Annotated in this window: 13 protein-coding genes, 1 tRNA gene and 1 other RNA gene; 11 read left to right on the top strand and 4 right to left on the bottom strand. The window is 66.7% G+C overall.

The annotated features are described in order from the left end of the window. The coding region (locus E3O47_RS15375) for a transposase family protein (RefSeq protein ID WP_134421206.1) at positions 1-649 on the bottom strand (649 nt) is incomplete at its 3' end. Between the two features lie 275 nt (positions 650-924). Beyond that, positions 925-1,920 (bottom strand): NAD(P)-dependent alcohol dehydrogenase, encoded by a 996-nt coding sequence (locus tag E3O47_RS15370; RefSeq protein WP_134421196.1) that lies wholly within the window; start codon positions 1,918-1,920, stop codon positions 925-927. Positions 1,921-2,037: 117 nt separating this feature from the next. On the opposite strand from E3O47_RS15370, the gene E3O47_RS15365 reads away from it, so the two are divergent. Genes E3O47_RS15365 through E3O47_RS15355 form a run of 3 tightly spaced genes read left to right on the top strand, consistent with a single transcriptional unit; the run spans position 2,038 to position 3,810 of the window. After that, positions 2,038-2,481, top strand: a complete 444-nt coding sequence (locus E3O47_RS15365) for a DUF6326 family protein (RefSeq protein WP_174722157.1) — start codon at positions 2,038-2,040, stop codon at positions 2,479-2,481. Positions 2,482-2,500: 19 nt separating this feature from the next. Further along, a complete protein-coding gene (locus E3O47_RS15360) occupies positions 2,501-2,836 on the top strand; it encodes a PadR family transcriptional regulator (RefSeq protein ID WP_104099223.1) in 336 nt (111 codons plus the stop codon). Then, a complete protein-coding gene (locus tag E3O47_RS15355; protein ID WP_134421194.1) occupies positions 2,833-3,810 on the top strand; it encodes a permease prefix domain 1-containing protein in 978 nt (325 codons plus the stop codon). Before E3O47_RS15360 ends, E3O47_RS15355 begins: the two co-directional genes overlap by 4 nt. 36 nt (positions 3,811-3,846) lie before the next feature. On the opposite strand, the gene E3O47_RS15350 is transcribed toward E3O47_RS15355, so the two are convergent. Then, positions 3,847-4,380, bottom strand: a complete 534-nt coding sequence (locus E3O47_RS15350) for a hypothetical protein (RefSeq protein ID WP_134401156.1) — start codon at positions 4,378-4,380, stop codon at positions 3,847-3,849. A gap of 154 nt (positions 4,381-4,534) precedes the next feature. Between E3O47_RS15350 and E3O47_RS15345 the strand changes: the two genes are divergently transcribed. From E3O47_RS15345 to E3O47_RS15335, 3 genes are all read left to right on the top strand, one after another. Beyond that, entirely contained in the window at positions 4,535-5,902 is a 1,368-nt protein-coding gene (locus E3O47_RS15345) for a potassium transporter TrkG (protein WP_241986229.1), read from the top strand. Between the two features lie 34 nt (positions 5,903-5,936). Continuing rightward, complete coding sequence (locus tag E3O47_RS15340) at positions 5,937-6,593, top strand: TrkA family potassium uptake protein (protein ID WP_104099219.1); 657 nt, start codon at positions 5,937-5,939, stop codon at positions 6,591-6,593. Between the two features lie 196 nt (positions 6,594-6,789). Beyond that, positions 6,790-7,032, top strand: coding sequence for a ferrous iron transport protein A (locus E3O47_RS15335; RefSeq protein ID WP_104169199.1), 243 nt, complete (start codon positions 6,790-6,792; stop codon positions 7,030-7,032). A gap of 475 nt (positions 7,033-7,507) precedes the next feature. On the opposite strand, the gene E3O47_RS15330 is transcribed toward E3O47_RS15335, so the two are convergent. Then, positions 7,508-7,595: transfer RNA gene (locus E3O47_RS15330), tRNA-Ser, on the bottom strand. Positions 7,596-7,758: 163 nt separating this feature from the next. Here E3O47_RS15330 and ffs point away from each other — a divergent pair. The 5 genes from ffs to E3O47_RS15305 all read left to right on the top strand — a co-directional run bounded on the left by ffs (position 7,759) and on the right by E3O47_RS15305 (position 14,738). Then, an RNA gene (ffs, locus tag E3O47_RS15325) (signal recognition particle sRNA small type) lies at positions 7,759-7,855 on the top strand. Positions 7,856-7,991: 136 nt separating this feature from the next. Continuing rightward, complete coding sequence (locus E3O47_RS15320) at positions 7,992-10,460, top strand: phosphoketolase family protein (protein WP_134421192.1); 2,469 nt, start codon at positions 7,992-7,994, stop codon at positions 10,458-10,460. Between the two features lie 3 nt (positions 10,461-10,463). Continuing rightward, a complete protein-coding gene (gene pta / locus E3O47_RS15315; RefSeq protein WP_104099833.1) occupies positions 10,464-12,725 on the top strand; it encodes a phosphate acetyltransferase in 2,262 nt (753 codons plus the stop codon). After that, entirely contained in the window at positions 12,722-13,936 is a 1,215-nt protein-coding gene (locus E3O47_RS15310; protein ID WP_104099832.1) for an acetate kinase, read from the top strand. Before pta ends, E3O47_RS15310 begins: the two co-directional genes overlap by 4 nt. A 391-nt stretch (positions 13,937-14,327) precedes the next feature. Then, the gene (locus tag E3O47_RS15305; RefSeq protein WP_104099831.1) at positions 14,328-14,738 is read left to right on the top strand and encodes a YccF domain-containing protein; all 411 of its coding nucleotides are present in this window, start codon (positions 14,328-14,330) and stop codon (positions 14,736-14,738) included. Positions 14,739-14,901: the final 163 nt, after the last annotated feature.

Raw genomic sequence — 14,901 nt, 5'->3', positions numbered from 1 at the left:
CATGCGTGATCAGGGCTGATCGTTCCGCGCCGAGCGCATCGAAGAACGTGCCCAGGGTGGCCTTATCCTGGCCCGGAGCAGCCCAGACCAGGCGCCCCGAATCGTGGTCCACGACCACGGTCAAGAACTTCCGGCCGCGCTTGTAGAAGACTTCATCGATCCCGATCCGGGTGAGCCCGGCGAAGGGATCATGGAGCTTTTCCGTGTCAGCCCACACCCGGGTGATGATCGCCCCGACCGTGCGCCACGCGATGNGCCATGCGATCCGCATCAACTGAGTTGCCGCGGTTTTCGAGGTTTGAGTGGCCAGCCACGCGACATATGAATCGAAGTGGCGGGTGTGGCCGGCCTGGTGCCTGGCCCATGGCACCGCAGCCACGATCACCCCGTGCTCCCGGCACGACACCCGCGGGGCATCCGCCTCCAGAAAGACCCGGGTCGAGCCGAAATCCAATCCCCGCCACCGGCGCCGCCCCGCCCCCTCGTCGTAGCGCGGGCAGCGTTTCTGGCAGCTCCCGCACCGGTTCCGCATCGACCTGGTCAGTCGCACCGACGCAACAAAAACGCCCGCTACGAGGTCGAGATCAACGTCCTCGACCACTGTCTTGTCGACACCGAGCAAAGTCCGCCATATTGTTAGAGACCGCACGCCGTTTTCCCGCCTATAAAGTTTCTTTCCTTTGACAGTCAGAAACCTAGACAGGAAGCGGCGTGCGGCCGTTAAGGCGCTCCGAAACACCCACGGATACAGCAGGGGAGCCGAGATTTTGCCCGTAAACCCGGTTTTCCGACCCAAAACATCCGTTTCGGCCAAAATCTCCGTCGAATTGGTTCGGGAGCGCAGCCCCCGCGCCAGACAAGGCGGCGCACTCCGCGCCAGCCGTCACTCCGGGCCAGACGAGGCGGCGCACTCCGCGCCAGCCGTCACCCCGGGCCAGCCGTCACTCCGTCCCAGATCGAGATGGCGATCTTGCCTCGGGTGTGTTCCTCGCCGAAGTGGTGCAGGGCGTCGGCGGTCCGGCTCAGTGGGTAGGTCGTCTCGATCCGGGGAGCGACCTTGTCCGAGTCGATCAGCTCGCGAATCACATCGAGATCGGTGGCGCTGGCCGACGCCACGAGCGGGCGGAGGCTCTGGCGCGAAAAGACTCCCAGGGCCGATGCGGCGAGGATGCGCCCGATCGGGCCGAGCAGACGACCGCCTGCAGCGGAGGACAGCACCAGCGTTCCGCGTGGGGTGAGCGCGCGGCGGCAGTCGGACAGGGAGCGATTGCCGATGAGATCGAAAATCACCTCGTACTGCCGACCCTTGGCCGTGAAATCCTCGGAGGTGTAGTCGATCACGTGGTCGGCGCCCAGGCCGCGGGCCAGCTCGGCGTTCCGAGTGCTGCAGACGGCCGTCACCTCAGCCCCGAAGGCTTTCGCAAGCTGCACGGCGAACGATCCGACCCCGCCGGATGCGCCGTTGACCAGAATCCGATCGTGCGGCTGCAGGTTCGCGGCATCCCGGAGTCCCTGCAGCGCCGTGGTCGCGGCGATCGGCACCGTCGCCGCCTGCTCGAAGGTGAGCGTGGCAGGCTTGCGGGCAACCACCTTCTCGGTCGCCACCGTGAATTCCGCGAAGCTGCCCGCATTGACCTCCGCGTAGACCTCATCATTCACGGCGACGCGTCGCACGGCGCTGCCGACGGCCACGACCACTCCCGCGGCATCCCGTCCCCGGACCGCGATGCGGGGTGCCCGCAAACCGAACGCGAGCCGCATGAGATAGGGCTCGCCGTGCATCAGCAGCCAGTCGGCCGCATTCACGGATGCCGCGTGGACGCGGATCAGCACTTCGTCGGCACGGGGCACCGGCATGGGGACATCGGTGTACTCGAGGGTCTCGGGCCCGCCGTAGGCCCGCTGGATGATCGCTTTCATGGCACCCTTTCTAGTGTAACACTATAGTGTGTGATACACAGTACAGTGCGACTTACAAAACCGAAACCCGACAACACCAAATCCCCACACACCAACCCTCGGAAAGGATCCGATCCCATGATGCTGCTCACTCCACTCCCGCGGCCGGTGCTGCTCTCCACGCTCTGGATCGTTCTGCTGTTCAACTACCTCTACTGCGACGTGCTCGGGCTCTACGACCCGACACACCTCGTCGACCTCGAGACCGGCACCCTCGGCGGCGGGCCCTTCACACCCGGCAAGCTGGTCGCGGCCGGGGTGCTGATGCAGATCCCCATCGCGATGGTTCTTCTCGCTCGCGTGGTGCGGCACGGACTGAACCGCTGGATCAATGTGGGCGCCGCATCTGTTATGGCCGCGGTTCAGGTCTCCACGCTGTTCCTCGGCACACCGCCCACGCCGGTCTACCTGTTCTTCTCCGCGATCGAGATCACGCTGCTGCTGGCCATTGTCGTCCTCGCGGCATCCTGGAGACGCTCCAGGGAGCGGGCGGCGCACGACCGGGCCCTTGCGGGTGTGTGACGCACACTAATGTGTACAAGTGCTCAACGAAGAAGAACTCGCCACCCACCGGCAGGAGTTGCGGCGCGGCACCATCGTGCTCGCCTGCCTGGTGCTGCTCATGCAGCCCAACTACGGCTACGCCCTGCTTACGGCCCTCGAATCCCAGGGGTTCGCGGTGGATGCCAACACCCTGTACCCTCTGCTGCGGCGCCTGGAGAAGCAGGGTCTCCTCACGAGCGAGTGGAACACCGACGAGTCCCGACCGCGCAAGTTCTACGTCACGAGTGAGGAGGGGGTGGGTCTCGCCGCCACCCTCACCACCGACTGGAACGAATTGAACATGGCATTCCGATCCCTCACGGAGACATCATGACCACCCCGTTCACCCCGTCCACCCCGTCCACCCTCACCGACCGCTTCGTCACCGAAGCGCTGCGCGGCCTGCCTGCGCGGCAGCGTGCTGACATTGAAGCCGAACTGCGCACCCTGATCGCCGACGCAATCGAGGATCGCCTGGAGGCGGGAACGGATGCCGTGGCCGCCGAACACACCGTGCTCGCCGAGTTGGGCGCACCGCGCCGGCTGGCCGCCCGGTACTCGGAGAAGCCCACCTACCTCGTGGGACCGGATCTCTACTTCGACTACGTGCGCGTGCTCACGGTGCTGCTCTCGACCGTGGTGCCGATCTGGTTTCTGTTCAGCGGCATCGTCACTTTTGTCGCCGGCTCGTCGGCTGGTGAAACGGTGGGCGTCGCCGTCACCGGCGCAATCGAGACGGCCATGTCGATCGCGTTCTTCACGACGGTGATCTTCGCGATCATCGAGCGCACATCGGCGATGCGGTCAAGGCGCACAGTGGTCTGGGATCCGGCATCCCTGCCCGAGGTCCTGGACAAGCGCGGCTATTTCACGGAGCTCGTCGGCGGAGTCAGCTTTCTCGTGATCATCGCCAGCGTGCTGATCTGGCTGCAGACGGTGGGTGCGGTCGAGGGGCGGGACAGCGCACTCATCGGTCCGATTGCGACGGAATTGTGGACATCCGGGGCGTTCTATATCGCACTTTTCTATGCCGCTGTCAGCATCAGTTTTCACCTGTTCGCGTATTACACGGGATGGTCGGTGTCGAATGCGATGGCGACCATCGTGCTGGACGTTCTCTTCGTCGTTCCAGCGGTCTGGCTCACGGCGAGCGGCCGGCTGCTCAACCCGGACTATTTCGATGCCGTCGGCTGGCCGCAGGGCGTCGGGGTCGTCACGGCCATCGTGGTGGTCGTCGTGCTGCTGTTCTCCGCCCTGGACTCCATTGACGCAATCGTGCGCGCGACCCGGAAACGGCGCACTCGCTGAGCCGTGATTCGCAGAGCGCGAAGAACGGATGCCGCGCTACTCCCCGCGCCGGGTGAAGCGTCGCTCGAACCAGTAGAGCAGTTCGGGGCGCACCCGGTTCAGGTCCTGCAGGGTCATCGGTTCGGGCACCCGCACCATGGGTACGCCGAGCTGATCGACCACCGTGTCCATGGCGCCGCGCGAGTAGTACTGCCCGCGCATGCGCACCAGCAGTCGGCCGTCGGTGCCGGTGACGAAGAGCTGCGGCTGCGTGTCGAGCGCCCCGCTCCGGTAGAGGTCGAGCAGCACGACGCTGCCGATCTCGTCCGAGGAGAAGTCCTTGACCAGGCCCATGAAGCCGCGCTCCGAGATGCCCTCGGCATCGACACGGATGATGGTGCGAGTGTAGGCGAGATAGGCAAGGCCGCAGATGCTCAGGAGCACAACCTGGGCGATGGCAACCGGACGCCAGGTGCCGTTGGGGATGCTGAGCCAGAAGAGCACGGCGGAGATGGGTGCGACAAGGGCCAGGACGGAAAGCCCCGACTGCACCAGCAACCGGCCGTGGGGCCGCAATGCGTGCGTGTGCATACGCACACCCCCGTTGAATCTCACCCTTGGTTCCCCCTCGCCGGTGTACACAGATTATCTCGGATTTTGCGTGAGTGCGGCAGTCACCGATAGGGGGGGTGCCGTGTCGAAACCGGAACAGACGACGGATGCCCGTGAACCGTATAGTGAGCGGGTGCCATCCTTGTCTCTCCGAAGAAGCGGTCCGCGCGTGCCGCGCGCCCGGCTGCATCCGGCGCAAGTCGTGGTCGCCGGATTCGCCGCCGCCATCCTGATCGGCACGGTGCTGCTGATGATCCCGATCGCGACGCCCGGCCCCGGCGGCACCCCGCTCCTGATCGCGGCTTTCACGGCCACGTCGGCCGTTTGCGTGACCGGGCTGACCGTCGTCGATACCGCGACGTTCTGGACGCCGTTCGGCCAGGTCATCATCCTGGCCCTGATCCAGGTCGGCGGCTTCGGGATCATGACGTTCGCCTCGGTCATCGGGCTCGCCGTGATCCGCAAGATGTCCCTTCGGTCCCGCATGACGGCAGCCGCCGAGGTCAAGAGCTTCGGGCTTGAGGATGTCCGCGGGCTGGTTCTCGGCGTCGTGCGCATCTCCCTGATCGTGGAGTCCATCGTGGCGGTGCTGCTGAGCCTGCGGTTTTGGATCGGGTACGGCGAAGCGCCGAGCCGAGCCATCTGGCTCGGCGTGTTCCACTCCGTGTCCTCGTTCAACAACGCGGGCTTCGCCCTGTTCAGCGACAACCTCATCTCCTATGCGACGGACCCGTTCATCTGCCTGCCCATCGCCGCCGCCGTGATCCTCGGCGGCCTGGGCTTCCCGGTGATCATGCAGCTGCGCAAGCACTTCCGGAACCCGCTGAAGTGGTCGATGAACACCCGCATCGTGCTGGCCGGAACGATCACACTTCTGGTCGCGGGCACTGTCTACATCACCGGCGTGGAGTGGAACAACCCGGGCACGCTCGGACCGCTGGACTGGCCGAGCAAACTCCTGGTGGGATTCTTCCAATCGGTGCAGACGCGCACAGCCGGGTTCAACAGCCTCGACATCGGGGCGATGGATTCCGCGAGCCTGCTCGGCATGGACGTGCTCATGCTGATCGGCGGAGGCCCGGCCGGCACCGCCGGCGGCATCAAGATCACCACCTTCGCTGTGCTGTTCTTCATCCTGCTGACCGAAATCCGTGGCGAGGTGGCCGTGAACGTCTTCGGCAAGCGCCTCTCCCGGGCCGTGCACCGTCAGGCGATCACCATCGTGCTCTTGGCGGTTGCGGTGATCACGGTCTCCACGGTCGCCCTGATGCTGATCACCGATATCGGCCTCGATGCCCTTCTGTTCGAAGCGATCTCCGCGTTCGGCACGGTGGGGCTCTCCACCGGGATCACCGCGGGTCTGCCCCCGGCCGGTCATATCATCCTGATGCTGCTCATGTTCATCGGTCGTCTGGGTCCCATCGCCTTCGCCTCGGCGCTCGCCCTGCGGGACCGCCCCACCGGGTATGAATTACCGAAAGAGAGGCCCATCATTGGCTAAATTTTCCCTGTTCGGGCACCAGCAGCCTGCGCGTATGGCCGAAGAGGATGCGATCGTCGTGATCGGCCTGGGTCGGTTCGGCAGCGCCCTTGCACTCGAGCTGATGGCCAGCGGCAGCGAGGTGCTCGGCATCGACGGAGACGAGGAGATCGTGCAGGCGCACAACGGCCTGCTCACCCACGTCGTGCGCGCCGACTCGACCAAAGAGGAGACGCTCCGCCAACTCTCGGTGCCGGACTTCAGCAGCGCGGTCGTCGCGATCGGCGGCGATATCCAGGCGAACATCCTCACCGCGAGCCTGTTGCTCAAGCTGGGCATCCCGAATATCTGGGCCAAGGCGGTCAGCGACCCACACGGTGAGATCCTGCGCCAGATCGGCGTCAAGCACGTCATCTACCCCGAGAAGGACATGGGCAAAAGGGTGGCCCACCTCGTGCGCGGGGTGATGCAGGACTACATCGAGATCGACGAGAACTTCGCCCTCGTGAAGACGAACCCGCCGCAGGAGATCATCGGCGTGCCGCTCGGAAAATCGAGCGTGCGCACCATCCACGGGATCACCGTCACGGCATTCAACCGCCCCGGCAAGGGCTGGAGCTACACGACCCTTGACACGACGTTGGAGGCCGACGACGTCATTCTGATCGCCGGCGACGTGCGCAAGGTGGAGTCCTTCAGCCGCCTCAGGTAGCGGATGCCGTCGGCCTTCCCGGTCGGCGAGGAGCTGGGTGCGGCGGGGCGGGGTTGGGTTGGGCTGGGTTGGGTTGGGTGCGGCGCGGCGCGGCTGGGTTCGGCGCGGTGCGGCTGGGTGCGGCTGCGTGCGGCTGGGCCGGGCGCCGCGCGGCTGGGCTGCGCTCGGCTCGGGCTCGAAGAGTAGGCTCAGCCGGATGAGCCTCGCCGCCGCCCAATTCGTCTCCAGCACCACCCTCGGAACCCGAATCGTGGTGCGCACCCGCATCGAGGGCGGGGTCACGGATGCCGTGGGTTACTTGCGGTCCGTCTCCGACACAGGGTGCATGGTTGAGACCAAACGCGGTCTGGTCGTCCTCGCGCTCGCCGATGTCGTGGCCGCGAAGCCGGTGCCGCCGCCGCCCGTGCCGCGTGCGCCGCGGCATCCGCTCGCCGACTAGCCCCCGGGGCTCGCCGGTGCTCGCCGGTGCTCGCCGGACCTGCCCCGACACTTCCGTGGCCAACTCAGGAGATCCCTGGGCGGCCGCAGTCTGCTCCGCACTGGTCTGCGGCCACGGCGGAGCGGTCCGCGCGGATCTCCTGAGTTGGCCCCATGCCAGGCACGGTCGGAGCCTCGCTACGTGCATAACTCCTGCCAATTCTCGGCGGTGGGCTGTTTCAGGGCTCTATTGGCCACATCCGGCAGAATGTGCGGGAGCTATGGACGCGGGTCGGTGGCTAACTCAGGAGAACCACGGCCAGTTGCGGTTCCCGCCCCCGGAATCAGGCGGTGGATGTTTGCGTGCGGCTTGGATCTCCTGAGTTAGCCCCATCCGGGCACGGAAGCAGCACTGCGGGGGCGGAAGATTCGAACCCCCGAGAGTTGATTGTCGAGTTCGTCGAGACTAATGCCCGCCCGCGTGCTGCAGCGCGATCTGGCGGAGAATGGGGGATTCGAACCCCCGAGGGCTCTCACCCAACACGCTTTCCAAGCGTGCGCCATAGGCCACTAGGCGAATTCTCCTGGCCGAACGTTCCCTCAAGGAACGACCTAGAGAATCTTACCTGTTTCCGGTGGCCTCCGTGCACACTCGCCCCGCCCGCCCGGTGCAGACCCGGTGCAGACTCGGAATCGACTTGGAATCGGCCCGTTTTTCGGCCTCGCCGGCTTTGCGTCTAAGCTAAGGGTCGGCTCCTCGCGTGGCGCCATCTCGGCCAACTCCCCCAGGACGGAAACGTAGCAAGGGTAACCGGGCTCTGGTGGGTGCGCGAGGAGTCTTTTTCATGCCCGCACGCGCCGGAAAAACAGCCACAGCCCAGCCACAGCCGCAGGCCGTTAGCAATGATAACGATTTCGCCTCATCTCGTAAGATGAAACGGCGCAGATAACGCCCCCGCCCCGATAGTGCCTGGAGGCACCATGGCTGAAATATTCGGTAAACCCTTTCTCTGGCCAGACCGGTCACCGCATCCGCTCAGCGCTGAAGCGCTCGCCAGCGTCGATGCCTGGTGGCGGGCCGCCAACTACCTGTCGGTAGGGCAGATCTACCTGCTCGACAACCCGTTTTTGCGTGAGCCGCTCACGCGGGACCACATCAAGCCGCGTCTGCTCGGCCATTGGGGAACCACCCCGGGGCTCAATTTTCTTTATGCCCACCTGAACCGCGCCATCCAGGAACGGTCGATCAGCACCCTCTACGTCACCGGCCCCGGCCACGGCGGCCCCGGGATGGTGGCCAACGCCTACCTCGACGGCACGTACTCCGAGATCTACTCCGGCGTCGACCAGAGCGAGCAGGGCGTCAAGGCCCTGTTCCGCCAGTTCTCGTTCCCCGGCGGCATCCCCAGCCACGCCTCGCCCGAGACGCCCGGCTCGATCCACGAGGGCGGCGAGCTCGGTTACGCGCTCAGCCACGCCTACGGCGCCGCGTTCGACAACCCCGACCTGCTGGTCGCCGCGGTCGTCGGCGACGGCGAGGCCGAGACCGGCCCGCTGGCCACCAGCTGGCACTCGAACAAGTTCATCGATCCGCTTCAGGATGGCGTCGTGCTGCCGATCCTGCACCTCAACGGGTACAAGATCGCCAACCCCACCGTGCTCGCCCGCATCCCGGAAGAGGAACTCCTCGACCTGATGCGCGGCTACGGCCACAAGCCCTACATCGTGGATGGCGGCTTCGACGGCGAGGATCCCCTTCTCGTTCACCAGCGCATGGCGCTCACCCTCGACGAGGTGCTCAACGAGATCGCCGCGATCAAGGCGCGCGCCCTCGCCGGCGACACCGAGCGTCCGCGCTGGCCGATGATCATCCTGCGCACGCCCAAGGGCTGGACCTGCCCGCCCGTCATCGACGGGGTGCAGGTCGTCGACTCCTGGCGTTCGCACCAGGTGCCCCTGAGCAACGCCCGCGACACCGAGGCTCACACCCGGCTGCTCGAAGAGTGGCTGGCCTCTTACCGGCCGGGCGAACTCTTCGACGCGAACGGCGCCCCCGCCGCAGAGATCTCGGCGCTGGCCCCCGCGGGCGACCTGCGGATGAGCGCGAACCCGGTCTCCAACGGTGGGCTGCTGCGCCGGGCGCTGAAGCTGCCCGACTTCCGGGAGTACGCGGTGGATGTCCCTTCCCCGGGCGCCACCACCGATGAGGCGACCAAGGTTCTCGGCACCTGGCTGGCCGACGTCATCCGTGACAACCCCGACAATTTCCGCATCTTCGGGCCCGACGAGACGGCCTCCAACCGCCTCGCCCCGGCCGTCTACGCGGCCACGGACAAGCAGTGGAACGCGGAATTCCACGAGGGTGACACGAACCTCGCCCGCGCCGGCCGCGTGATGGAGATGCTCAGCGAACACCAGTGCCAGGGCTGGCTGGAGGGCTACCTGCTCACCGGCCGTCACGGCCTGTTCAACTGCTACGAGGCCTTCATTCACATCGTCGACTCGATGTTCAACCAGCACGCGAAGTGGCTCAAGGTCACCCGCGAGATCCCGTGGCGCCGCTCAATCTCGAGCCTGAACTACCTGCTCAGCTCGCACGTCTGGCGCCAGGATCACAACGGGTTCTCGCATCAGGACCCCGGGTTCATCGACCACGTCGTCAACAAGAGTGCGGATGTCGTACGCGTCTACCTGCCGTTCGACGCCAACACGCTGCTCGCCACCTACAGCCACTGCCTGCGCAGTGTGGACTACGTCAACGTGGTCGTCGCCGGCAAGCAGCCCGCGCCGAACTGGCTCACCATGGACCAGGCCGTCGCGCACTGCAAGCGGGGTCTAGGCATCTTCGACTGGGCCGGAACCGAGACGTTCGGCACCTCACCCGACGTCGTGCTGGCCGCCGCCGGCGAGGTGCCCACCCTCGAGGTGCTGGCCGCGGCCGCCATCCTGCGGGAATGGCTGCCCGACCTGTCGGTGCGCGTTGTGAACGTCGTTGACCTGATGCGCCTGCAGTCCGAGGCGGACCACCCGCACGGCCTCAGCGACAACGAGTTCGACGCCATCTTCACGGCCGACAAGCCGATCGTGTTCGCCTACCACGGGTATCCGTGGCTGATCCATCGCCTGACCTACAAGCGCACCGGGCACGGTAACCTGCACGCCCGCGGCTACAAGGAGAACGGCACCACCACCACGCCGTTCGACATGGTCATGCTCAACGACCTCGACCGGTACCACCTGGTGATGGACGTCATCGACCGGGTTCCCGGACTCGGCGCCCGCGCCGCCCTGCTTCGCCAGGAGATGCAGGATGCCCGCCTTCGGGCCCGCAATTACACCCGCGACCACGGGGAAGACATCCCCGCCGTCACCGAATGGGTCTGGGACGCCGATGGCGTCGGCGTGACCCCCGACAATGCCGGTGTCTCCACCGGCGGAGATAACGTATAAACCGTGGCTGACAGTATCTACATCACCTCTGCCGAGGGAAATACCGGCAAATCCACCATCGCCCTGGGCGTGCTCGACACCCTGCTCCGTTCGGTGGAGCGCGTCGGTGTGTTCCGGCCCGTGGCTCGCTCGGCGCACCACCCCGACTACGTGCTCAAGCTGCTGCTCTCGCACCTGTCGAGTGCGTCTGCGCTCACCGTGCAGCCCCCGCTGACCTACGACGACTGCGTCGGCGTCACCTACGACGAGGTGCACCTCGACCCCGACGCGGCCCTCGGCCGCATCGTGCAGCGCTTCAAGGCCGTCGAGGCCCAGTGTGACGCGGTGGTCGTGATCGGCTCCGATTACACGGATGTCGGCAGTCCCACCGAGCTCGCCTTCAACCTGCGCATCGCCGCCAACCTGGGGGTGCCGGTGCTGCTGGTGCTCGGCGGGCGGGTCGGTCCCGGCCAGCGCGACACGCTCAGCCAGGGTGACCGGCAGCTCGGCCAGAGCGACCCGCGCACGGCCGAGGACATCCGCCAGTTGACCGACGTGACCCTGGCGGAACTGCGCGACGAGCACGTTTCACTGCTTGGCGTGATCGTCAACCGCGCCGATCCGACTCGGCTCGATGAGCTCATCGACGCCGTGCGGAGCGTCGTCGACGCCGACACGAAGCCCGGCAGCGGGCGCAACGCGGTGCCGGTCTGGGCGCTGCCCGAAGACCCGTTCCTCGTGGCCCCGAGCATGAAGAGCATCCTCAAGGCCACCGACGGCACGCTCGTCAAGGGTGACCCCGCGCTGCTGTCCCGGGAGGCGCTCGGCGTGGTCGTGGCGGCCATGTCGATGGTCAACGTGCTGCCGCGCCTGTTCGAGGGCGCCGTGGTTGTGGTTCCCAGCGACCGCCCGCAGGTGCTGCTGGCCGTTCTGATGGCGAACTCGTCCGCTACGTTCCCGTCGATCGCCGGCATCGTGCTGGTCGGCGGCTTCGCCCTGCCCGAGGAGATCGGGCGGCTCGTCGAGGGGCTCGACGCCTCGGTGCCGATCATCAGCACCGAGCTGAACTCCTATGACGCCGCGCTGCGCATCACACACACGCCCGGACGGATGGCCGCCGACTCGCAACGCAAGCGCGACACGGCGCTGGCGCTCTTCGAAGGCCACGTGGAGGCATCCGTGCTGCTCGACCGGCTCAAGGTGAGCCGCGCCGACGTGGTGACGCCGCTGATGTTCGAGTACATGCTGCTCGAACGCGCACGCACCAACCAAAAGCGCATCGTGCTGCCCGAAGGGGACGACGACCGCGTGCTGCGCGCCGCCGCGACCCTGCTGGCCCGCGATGTGGCCGACATCACGATTCTCGGTGAGGAGTTCGAGGTGCGCTCGCGTGCCATCGGCCTCGGCCTGGACATCGCCAAGGCGCAGGTTCTGAGCCCCTTCGACGACGTGCTGCGGCGCAAGTTCGCGGAGGCGTACGCGAAGCTGCGCGCCCACAAGGGCGTCACGGTCGAGCAGGCCATGGAACTCGTGACCGACGTGTCCTACTTCGGCACCATGATGGTGCAGCTCGGGCTGGCGGACGGCATGGTCTCCGGGGCGACGCACACCACGGCGCACACCATCCGGCCGAGCCTGCAGATCATCAAGACGCGTCCGGGAGTCTCGGTCGTGTCCAGCGTGTTCCTGATGGCGCTGGCCGACAAGGTGCTCGTCTACGGCGACTGCGCGGTGAACCCTGACCCCACCGCGGAGCAGCTCGCCGACATCGCCATCTCGGCGTCGGAGACGGCCGTCGAATTCGGTATCGAGCCGCGCATCGCCATGCTGAGCTACTCGACCGGCGAGTCCGGGCAGGGTGCCGACGTGGACAAGGTGCGGGCCGCCACCGCCCTCGTGCGGGAGCGTCGCCCCGACCTTCTGATCGAGGGTCCCATACAGTACGACGCGGCGGCGGATGCCGCCGTCGCCGCCACGAAGATGCCCGGTTCGGCTGTCGCCGGCCGCGCCACCGTCTTCATCTTCCCCGACCTGAATACGGGCAACAACACGTACAAGGCCGTGCAGCGGAGCGCCGGAGCAGTGGCCATCGGCCCCGTCCTCCAGGGCCTGCGCAAACCCATCAATGACCTTTCTCGAGGAGCACTAGTGCAGGACATCGTCAACACCGTAGCCATCACCGCGATCCAGGCCGCGACGCTCGCAGCGTCCGAGTCCGGCACCCCGGCAGCTTCGGCTTCCGGTGCGGCATCTTCCGCATCGGCCGCAGCGGCGGTGTCCGCATGACCGCCATCCTGGTCGTCAACTCCGGATCGTCGTCGTTCAAGTACCAGCTGATCGACATGGACACCGAAACGGAGCTCGCCAGCGGCCTGGTCGAGCGCATCGGCGAGCCGATCGGGCACTCACGGCACACCGCGGGAACGTCGAAGGGCGGCCGCACCGAGCGCGACCTGCCGATCATGGACCACACCGCCGGCTTCGCCGTGATGATCGAGGCCTTCGCCGAGCACGGCCCGAAGCTGTCCGAGACGAACCTGATCGCCGTCGGCCACCGCGTGGTGCAGGGCGGCAACCGGTTCTTCGAGCCGACCGAGATCACCCACCTGGTCGAGCTGAACATCGAGGACCTCTCCGAGATCGCTCCGCTGCACAACCCGGCCAACGTGCAGGGCATCCGTGCCGCCCGCGCCAGCTTCCCGAACGTGCCTCACGTCGCCGTGTTCGACACCGCGTTTCACCAGACGCTGCCGCCGGCCGCGTACACCTACGCGATCGACAGGGACATCGCGACGCGGTACCGCGTGCGCAAGTACGGCTTCCACGGCACCTCGCACAAGTTCGTCTCGGAGGCCGCGGCGGCCTACCTCGACCGGCCCCTGGCCGAGCTCAAGACGATCGTGCTGCACCTGGGAAACGGGGCATCCGTGTGTGCCGTCGACGGCGGCGAATCGATCGACACCTCCATGGGCATGACCCCGCTGCAGGGGCTCGCGATGGGCACCCGCTCGGGCGACATCGACCCGGCCGTGATCTTCCACCTGCGCCGCCGGGCCGGGATGACCACCGCCGAGCTCGACGACCTGCTCAACCGCCGCGGCGGCATGCTGGCCCTGGCCGGCAACGGCGATATGCGCGACGTGGAGGATGCCGCGGTCGCGGGCGACCCGGTCGCCCAGGCTGCCCTCGACGTGTACTTCCACCGCGTCAAAGGCTATGTCGGCAACTACTACGCGCAACTCGGAACCGTGGACGTCATCGTCTTCACCGCGGGCGTCGGTGAGAACTCGCCGATCGTGCGCGCGGGCGCCCTGGCCGGACTCGAGGGCATGGGGATCGAAATCGACCCCGTGCGCAACGAAGCCAAGTCCCGCACGCCGCGCGTGATCTCCACGGATAACTCCCGGGTAACCGTGCTCGTCATCCCGACGAACGAGGAGCTGGAGATCGCCCGGCAGACGCTGGGGACGATCAAGCGCACGCATCCTTCGGTGTAGGGGGTTCGCTGGTAGGGGTTTCGGCTCCTGTGTCTCGTTGATGCCTTTGTTGATGCTTTGTTGATGCTTTCGTTGATCGGCCGTTCCCGGGTTCCGGGGGCGGCCGATTGGCAGGTGGGGGTTCGGGGCGCTCGGGATGCGAGGTGCGGGGTGCTGTAGGACGTGACTTCGAAGTTTTTAGGCGACACGGGTCACCCCAGCGCCGTGGGCGGCGTGTTGCGAAATTCTCCGAGTTTAAAGTCGAGCCGGGTGCCGGGAGCCGGGAGCCGGAAGCCGGAAGCCGGGAGCCGGGTGCCGGGAGGGCAACACGCGGCCGGCGACGGATGTCCGCGCTCGCCGCGCCCGATTCCGATCCCGCGACCTCCGCCTCCTGCGCGGGTAGTATTTTCGCGTGAGCACACTCCTGAACTTGATCTGGCTCGTGCTGAGCGGGTTCTGGCTGTTCCTGGGCTACCTCGCCGCAGGCATTCTGCTCTGCGTGCTGATCGTTACGATCCCGTGGGGCATCGCGTCGTTCCGCATCGCCGCCTACGCGCTCTGGCCGTTCGGCCGCACCGTCGTGGCCAAACCCACCAGTGGAGCGTTCTCGTTCATCGGCAACGTGATTTGGGTGATCCTCGCGGGCTGGTGGCTGGCCCTGGCGCACATCGTCTCGGGAATCGCGCTCTGCCTCACCATCATCGGAATCCCCCTCGGCATCGCCGACTTCAAGATGGTGCCGGTTTCGCTCGCGCCCCTCGGCAAGCAAATCGTGAGCAATCGCCCCGGCGCGTTCGACCAGGCCGTCGCCCGCCGCGCCTGAGCTGCCGCGCCTGAGCTGCCGCGCCTGAGCCGCCGCGCCTGAGCCCTGCCCACCTGACAAACGGATGCCACCCGCCCCACCACACACCCCACCCACACCACACACACACACACCCCGCCCCACGCCCGCCCCACACCGCACTATAGTCAGTGGCTCCGGCTAC

It is taken from the genome of Cryobacterium sp. TMT2-17-1, assembly GCF_004402765.1.
Taxonomy (GTDB): Bacteria; Actinomycetota; Actinomycetes; order Actinomycetales; family Microbacteriaceae; genus Cryobacterium; species Cryobacterium sandaracinum.
Note: the sequence above shows the minus strand (reverse complement) of the source record. Positions and strands in the feature narration are given on the sequence as shown.

Coding starts and splice junctions, on each gene's coding strand:
- E3O47_RS15370 (WP_134421196.1), bottom strand. CDS start 1,920: ATGAAAGCGATCATCCAGCGGGCCTACGGCGGGCCCGAGACCCTCGAG.
- E3O47_RS15335 (WP_104169199.1), top strand. CDS start 6,790: ATGAGCCTCGCCGCCGCCCAATTCGTCTCCAGCACCACCCTCGGAACC.
- E3O47_RS15310 (WP_104099832.1), top strand. CDS start 12,722: ATGACCGCCATCCTGGTCGTCAACTCCGGATCGTCGTCGTTCAAGTAC.
- E3O47_RS15355 (WP_134421194.1), top strand. CDS start 2,833: ATGACCACCCCGTTCACCCCGTCCACCCCGTCCACCCTCACCGACCGC.
- E3O47_RS15365 (WP_174722157.1), top strand. CDS start 2,038: ATGATGCTGCTCACTCCACTCCCGCGGCCGGTGCTGCTCTCCACGCTC.
- E3O47_RS15320 (WP_134421192.1), top strand. CDS start 7,992: ATGGCTGAAATATTCGGTAAACCCTTTCTCTGGCCAGACCGGTCACCG.
- E3O47_RS15350 (WP_134401156.1), bottom strand. CDS start 4,380: ATGCACACGCACGCATTGCGGCCCCACGGCCGGTTGCTGGTGCAGTCG.
- E3O47_RS15340 (WP_104099219.1), top strand. CDS start 5,937: ATGGCCGAAGAGGATGCGATCGTCGTGATCGGCCTGGGTCGGTTCGGC.